Here is a 5,154-nt window from a genome sequence, read left to right on the forward strand (position 1 = left end):
GTGGGTCTCGCGCGCCCCGGGCCCCCCGCCGGCCCCCGGGGCCCCCCCCCCCCGGGGGGGCAAACCCCCCCCGGGCCCCCGGGGCCCCCCGCGGCCCGTCCCGTCAGCCCCGTCAGCCGTGCCTCTTGTCCCGCCCCGGCAGGAACTCCTGCACCTTCGCCTTGAACCCCTGCCTGATCATCGACCCCCGGTCCGCGTCCCCCTTCAGGATCGACTCCGCCGTCGCCTCCATCTGGTCCCATGTGGCGTGCGGCGGGATCGGCGGTACGGCCGGATCGGTGAGGAACTCGATCACCGCGGGGCCGTCCGCCTCCAGACCAGCGCGCCAGCCCGCCTCGACGTCCTCGGGCTTCTCCACACGGACACCGGTCAGGCCGAGGGAGCGGGCGAAGGCGGCGTACTGGACGTCGGGGATCTCCTGGGAGGGCAGGAAGGACGGGGCGCCCTCCATGGCGCGCATCTCCCAGGTGACCTGGTTGAGGTCGTGGTTGTTGAACACGCCCACGACCAGCCGCGGGTCGTCCCACTGGTCCTTGTACTTCGCGGCCGTGATCAGCTCCGCCATCCCGTTCATCTGCATCGCCCCGTCCCCGACCAGCGCGATCGCCGGACGGTTCGGGTGGGCGAACTTGGCGCCGATCGCGTACGGCACCCCGCAGCCCATCGTCGCCAGCGTCCCGGACAGCGACGCGCGCATGCCGGGCCGCATCGTCAGATGACGGGCGTACCAGTTCGCCGCCGAGCCCGAGTCGGAGCTGATCAGGGCGTTCGCGGGGAGCAGCGGGTCCAGTACGCGGGCGACGTACTCCGGGTTGATCGGGTCGGCCGCCAGGTGCGCGCGCCGCTCCATGACCTCGCGCCACCGTGTCACGTTGTCGCACACCGTGTCGTACCACTCGCGGCCGCGCTCCTCGGAGTCGATCAGCGGGATCAGCCGCTCCAGCGTCGCCTTCGCGTCGCCGACGAGATTCACCTCGTACGGATACCGCATCCCGACCATGTGCGGATCGATGTCGATCTGCACGCCCCGCGCCGAACCGAAGTCCGGCAGGAACTGCGTGTACGGGAAGGACGATCCGATGGTCAGCAGGGTGTCGCAGTCCCGCATCAGCTCGTACGACGGGCGGGTGCCCAGCAGGCCGATCGCGCCGGTGACATACGGCAGTTCGTCGCTCAGGACGTCCTTGCCGAGCAGCGCCTTGGCCACGCCGGCGCCGAGGAGTTCGGCGATCCGCTCCACCTCGGCCCGCGCGCCGGACGCGCCCTGGCCGACCAGGACCGCCACCTTGTCACCGGAGTTGAGGATCTCCGCCGCCCGGCGCACCGAGTCGTCCGAGGGAATCGCCGTCCAGCCGCTGCGGTCCAGGCTGGAGGGCACCATCTTGAACTCGTGCGTCGGGGCCGAGTAGTCGAGTTCCTGCACGTCGCCGGGGATGATCACGGCCGTGGGAGCGCGGCGCGCGTACGCGGTGCGGATCGCCCGGTCCAGGACGTTCGGCAACTGCTCGGGGACCGTCACCGTCTCCACGAAGTCCGAGGCCACGTCCTTGAACAGCGTGTGCAGATCCACCTCCTGCTGGTACGAGCCGCCCATCGCGGTGCGGTGCGTCTGGCCGACGATCGCCAGCACGGGGGCGTGGTCCAGCTTGGCGTCGTACAGGCCGTTGAGCAGGTGGATCGCGCCGGGCCCGGACGTCGCCGCGCACACTCCGAGACGGCCGCTGTACTTGGCGTAGCCGACCGCCTGGAACGCGGACATCTCCTCGTGCCGGGACTGGATGAAACGGGGCTGGTTCTCGGCCCGGCCCCAGGCGGCGAGGAGACCGTTGATGCCGTCGCCGGGATAGCCGAAGACATGCTCCACACCCCATTCGCGCAGGCGCTGCAGGACGTGGTCGGCGACCTTGGTGCTCATGCGGGGACCTCCTGGGCTCCGGGGGACTGCGCGGCACCGCTACGAGTGACCCTGCGGGTGCGCGGAAAACCTGCGCGGTGTTTGGGGAGCGGGGGTGAGGGCAGGCGAGAGAGCAGTGCTTCGGACAGGAGGCACGTCCGTGGGAACGGCGATCGTCCGCCACGGGTGTGTCCGGTTCGGGGCACTTCCGCATTCCCACGGTGACCGTCCAACCCAGAGCACAGCAAAGGGAGTTGCGACGCACCATGCCCACTTCAGTGAGCGCGAAGCACCACCCGCACGACGACGCCCCCGACACCGCCGACGACTTCCGCAAACTCGCCGCGCTGCCCGAGGGGCAGCAGCGCGACACCATCCGTGAACAGATCGTCGAGGCATGGCTGCCGATGGCCGACCGGCTCGCCGGACGGTTCCGCAGTCGTGGCGAGAGCTTCGAGGACCTGCGGCAGGTCGCCGCCCTCGGGCTGGTCAAGGCCGTCGACCGATACGACCCCGAGCGCGGCAACGCGTTCGAGAGCTATGCCGTGCCCACCATCACCGGTGAGATCAAGCGGCACTTCCGCGACCACATGTGGACGCTGCATGTGCCGCGCCGGGTGCAGGACCTGCGCAACAGGGTGCGGTTCGCCGTCCAGGACCTGCAGACCGTCTCCGGGCGCAGGCCGACCGAGGCCGAGATCGCCGCGCACGCGGAGATGACCGAGGCCGATGTCCGGGTCGGCCTGGAGGCGCTGGAGAGTTTCACCGCGCTGTCGCTGGACGCGGAGTTGCCCGGCAGTGACGACGGGTATTCGTTGAGCGACGCGTTGGGCTCCGCCGATCCCGCGCTGGACACGGTGGTCGACCGTGAGGCCGTCGCGCCCCGGCTGGCGGCACTGCCCGAGCGTGAGCGGGCGATTCTGTATATGCGGTTCTTCGGGGACATGACGCAGAGCCGGATCGCGGAGCAGCTCGGGATCTCGCAGATGCATGTGTCCCGGCTGATCAGCCGGTGCTGCAGCCGGGTGCGGGATCAGGTGCTCAGCGACGTGGCCTGAGGCCGGGATTCCCCGTAGGGGGTGCGGGGTTGCCCCGCGCCCCCTACGGCATTGCGGTCATCGTCAGTGAAATGTGGCGGGACATGGTGTCCATCGCCTTTGCCTCTGCCATGGAGAACGCCCGGCGGGCTCCGCATCTGAAAAGGGCCAGGGTGCCTCGTACTTCGTTGTCGGTCTTCAGGGGGACGCACAGCAGTGAGGTGACGTTCGCCTGTACGAGGACGGGGGTGCCCTCCTCGGTCCTGCCGAAGGCGTCCGGGTTCTCCGGGCGGATCTGCAGGGACGGGGAGCCGGTGCGTGCCGTCTCCGTGACCAGGGGGCAGCCGGCCGGGTCCTGGGCCGCGACGGTGGCCGCCTCCTTTCGCGAGGGGGCCAGCACTGTCGTACGGGACAGGCGGGCGGTGCCCGTGTCGGCGACGACCCAGTCGGCGAAGTGGGTGTGCAGGATCCCGGCGGCCCGGCGGACCACCGCCTCCTGGTCGCCGCGCGGTGCGGTCAGGAGGGCCGTGGTCATCTCGTCCTGGAGGTCCGCCAGGGCCGCGTGCAGGGTCGTCTCGGTGAGGTCGGGGACGCGAGCCGCCGCTCTGGCGGCCGGGGGCGGTGCGCCGGGCGCCCCCAGCGCGCCGGGCTGCAGCACCACCAGCACCGTGGTGTGCGGCTCCCCACTCGGGCGTACGGTGGTCAGGGTCGTGTGCACCGGCGTCGACGGATGCTGCTGGAGGTGCACGGTGAGGCTGCGGTCGCCATCGCCGCGCGCCACGGCCGCCGCCTGGGTACGGAACGCCGCCCGGTCGGCGTGGGCGAGGAAACCGGTCAGTGGCCGGCCCGTCGCATAGCCCGCCCGGACGCCGGTGAACGACGTCGCCGCGAAGTTCAGCCGGCGCACCACCGTCTCCCGGTCCACCAGCGCCACCGGCAGGGGAAACCGCTGGAACACGGCGCGCAGCAGATGATGTTCCTGACGGTCGGCGGAGCTCGTGCGGGGCGGTCCGCCCGAGGACAGCCGCTCGTACCACGGCCACAACTGGCCGGCCACGTGGTCGAGTTCGAAGATGGCCGCGTCCAGGACGGTCGGCAAATCCCCTTCCGAAACGGACCGCGCCGCCTTCAGCTCCGCGACGCGGCGCACGAAATCCACCAGCTCTTCACCGAATTCGTCGGTCTGCGCCATGGCATGAACCTAGCTCCCGACAAGGCGTTCCGGGAGGGCGGGTTCAACTGGCCGTTCAACTGGCCCGCTCTGTTCCCCCGTTGTTTTCCCCGCGCCGGACCGGGCACGCGCACCTATGAGGAGGATTTGAGGATGCCCGCTCATGAACAGCTGGACCGCTGGGATGACGAGTCCGCCGTAGCCACCCTGCCGGGGCGCAGGCTGTCCGAGCTGACCGAACAGGCCGTGCGCTGCACCACCGACTGCTGCGGTGCCAGCAGCATGGTGTCAGAGTCCTTGGTGTCCGAGGTGGGAGCCGAACGGCCCCGCGCGGTCACTCATCCCGACCTCGCCGGGCTCGTCGCCGTGCAGCTCCGCTCCGGAGACGGGCCCATTCCGGACGCCCTGGAACGCGGCGAGCCCGTCGACTCGGCCGACCTGCTGCACGACGAGCGCTGGCCGCAGTACCGTGCCGCGGCGCTCGATTCGGGAGTGCGGGCCAGCGTCACGCTGCCGTTCCGCCGCTCCGGGCTCACCGTGACGCTCAGTCTCTACAGCTTCCGGCCCGGCACCCTGGAGAACGCCTCGCACGGACCTGTGCACGCCCTGGGCGAATTCGCCGCGAGCTGCCTGGTCCGCGACCGCTCCTACCGCGCCGCGCTCACCGAGCTCGACCATCTCGGCACCGCCCTGCGTTCCCGTCCCGTGGTCGACCAGGCGTGCGGCATCGTCATGCATGTCCTCGGCTGCGACGCCGACGCCGCCTTCGGCGTCCTGCGCCGGATCTCCCAGGGCACCAACCGCAAACTGGCGGACGTCGCGTCCGGCGTGGTCAGCAGGCGGGGGCGGGGGCTGGAACGCGACTTGGCCGCGCTGATGAACTGACGGGGTGAGTGGGGACCTCCGACGTCACCCACTCGGCCGCTCCCGTCCCGCGAATGGTGTCCGGCCGCGCGCGCCCTGACGCCGGGCGGGCTGTCATGGGGGGGGGGGGGGGGGCACCGGGGCGGCCCCCCCCCGCGGCGGGCCGCGGGGGCCGCACGCCCCCCCCC

4 protein-coding genes are annotated in these 5,154 nt (G+C 71.4%); 2 read left to right on the plus strand and 2 right to left on the minus strand.

Annotated features, from left to right (window positions below; translation table 11 throughout):
• Positions 1 to 112: 112 nt before the first annotated feature.
• Positions 113 to 1,915 (minus strand): thiamine pyrophosphate-requiring protein, encoded by a 1,803-nt coding sequence (locus tag ACFWYS_RS07625; RefSeq protein WP_384764709.1) that lies wholly within the window; start codon positions 1,913 to 1,915, stop codon positions 113 to 115.
• Positions 1,916 to 2,160: 245 nt separating this feature from the next.
• On the opposite strand from ACFWYS_RS07625, the gene ACFWYS_RS07630 reads away from it, so the two are divergent.
• Positions 2,161 to 2,952, plus strand: a complete 792-nt coding sequence (locus tag ACFWYS_RS07630; RefSeq protein ID WP_384764711.1) for an RNA polymerase sigma factor SigF — start codon at positions 2,161 to 2,163, stop codon at positions 2,950 to 2,952.
• Positions 2,953 to 2,995: 43 nt separating this feature from the next.
• On the opposite strand, the gene ACFWYS_RS07635 is transcribed toward ACFWYS_RS07630, so the two are convergent.
• Complete coding sequence (locus ACFWYS_RS07635; RefSeq protein ID WP_384764713.1) at positions 2,996 to 4,123, minus strand: PAS domain-containing protein; 1,128 nt, start codon at positions 4,121 to 4,123, stop codon at positions 2,996 to 2,998.
• A gap of 132 nt (positions 4,124 to 4,255) precedes the next feature.
• Here ACFWYS_RS07635 and ACFWYS_RS07640 point away from each other — a divergent pair, with 132 nt between their 5' ends.
• Positions 4,256 to 4,987, plus strand: a complete 732-nt coding sequence (locus ACFWYS_RS07640; protein ID WP_384764714.1) for an ANTAR domain-containing response regulator — start codon at positions 4,256 to 4,258, stop codon at positions 4,985 to 4,987.
• Positions 4,988 to 5,154 lie beyond the last annotated feature (167 nt).

Origin of the sequence: Streptomyces sp. NPDC059010, assembly GCF_042740355.1 — a bacterium.
Lineage (GTDB): Bacteria > Actinomycetota > Actinomycetes > Streptomycetales > Streptomycetaceae > Streptomyces.

What these genes read in the sequence shown, in the direction of transcription:
- ACFWYS_RS07630 (WP_384764711.1), top strand. Translation starts at nt 2,161, where the DNA reads ATGCCCACTTCAGTGAGCGCGAAGCACCACCCGCACGACGACGCCCCC.
- ACFWYS_RS07640 (WP_384764714.1), top strand. Translation starts at nt 4,256, where the DNA reads ATGCCCGCTCATGAACAGCTGGACCGCTGGGATGACGAGTCCGCCGTA.
- ACFWYS_RS07635 (WP_384764713.1), bottom strand. Translation starts at nt 4,123, where the DNA reads ATGGCGCAGACCGACGAATTCGGTGAAGAGCTGGTGGATTTCGTGCGC.
- ACFWYS_RS07625 (WP_384764709.1), bottom strand. Translation starts at nt 1,915, where the DNA reads ATGAGCACCAAGGTCGCCGACCACGTCCTGCAGCGCCTGCGCGAATGG.